Source organism: Paenisporosarcina sp. TG20 (genome assembly GCF_000286315.1).
GTDB lineage: Bacteria > Bacillota > Bacilli > Bacillales_A > Planococcaceae > Paenisporosarcina.
In genome coordinates this window covers 1-841 of record NZ_ALJG01000038.1, presented here as the reverse complement: position 1 = coordinate 841, position 841 = coordinate 1, and the positions used below count along the sequence as shown (strand labels likewise).

The 841-nt window shown below is 35.4% G+C and carries 1 protein-coding gene and 1 pseudogene; both read left to right on the top strand.

Translation table 11 applies throughout. The features are described 5' to 3' along the window. Window positions 1–84: 84 nt before the first annotated feature. Complete coding sequence (spoVAC, locus tag B371_RS0100180) at window positions 85–540, top strand: stage V sporulation protein AC (RefSeq protein WP_019412358.1); 456 nt, start codon at window positions 85–87, stop codon at window positions 538–540. Then, window positions 537–841 (top strand): annotated as a pseudogene (locus B371_RS0100175) (stage V sporulation protein AD); the annotation flags it as partial. The gene spoVAC and the pseudogene B371_RS0100175, both read left to right, overlap by 4 nt.

Sequence of the window (841 nt, the reverse complement as noted above, 5' to 3'; positions counted from 1 at the left end):
AAAATCATAAAAGAAAAACCAAAAATGGAAGCATTAAAGAAAGAAATAAAAGACATTAAAACATTGGCAAAGGAGCAAACCTAAATGGATGCAAATGCATATCAAGGAACCGTGGATAAAATTGCACCAAAACGTCCAATTCTTATGAATTGTCTTAAAGCATTTTTAGTTGGTGGAATTATTTGTGGAATCGGTCAACTCATTGCTTTCTTTTACATGTATTTCTTTAATTTTACAGAGCGTACAGCAAGTAACCCAACTGTAGCTACATTGATTTTTATTTCAATGATTTTAACAGGATTTGGTTTATATAAGAAAATCGGTCAGTTTGGAGGTGCAGGTTCAGCAGTGCCAGTTACGGGATTTGGTAACGCCATAATTTCTGCATCGATTGAACATAGATCAGAAGGATTCATACTAGGAATTGGTGGGAATATGTTTAAATTGGCAGGGTCTGTAATTGTTTACGGGGTATTCTCAGCGTTTATCGTTGCATTGATTAAAACCATATTGGTCCAAATGGGGGTAATATCTTGGTGAAGACAAGAACAATCCAATTTGCTTCTAAACCAAGTATTGTATGTACGGCTGTTGCCGTGGGTCCACTCGAAAAGCAAAGTCCTTTTAGTAAAGATTTTGATCATATTTACGAAGATGAAAGACTTGGCCAAGAAACAAATGAAAAAGGCCATGCTCAACTTATTGAGGATACGTGTAATTTAGCCATTATGAAAGGCGGATTTCAACTAACTGATATTGATTTGTTTTTATCAGGGGATTTAGTTAATCAAATAACGCCTACAAGTTTTGCGGCTCGTCAATTAGGTATACCATTTATGGG

Coding starts and splice junctions, on each gene's coding strand:
- spoVAC (WP_019412358.1), top strand. CDS start 85: ATGGATGCAAATGCATATCAAGGAACCGTGGATAAAATTGCACCAAAA.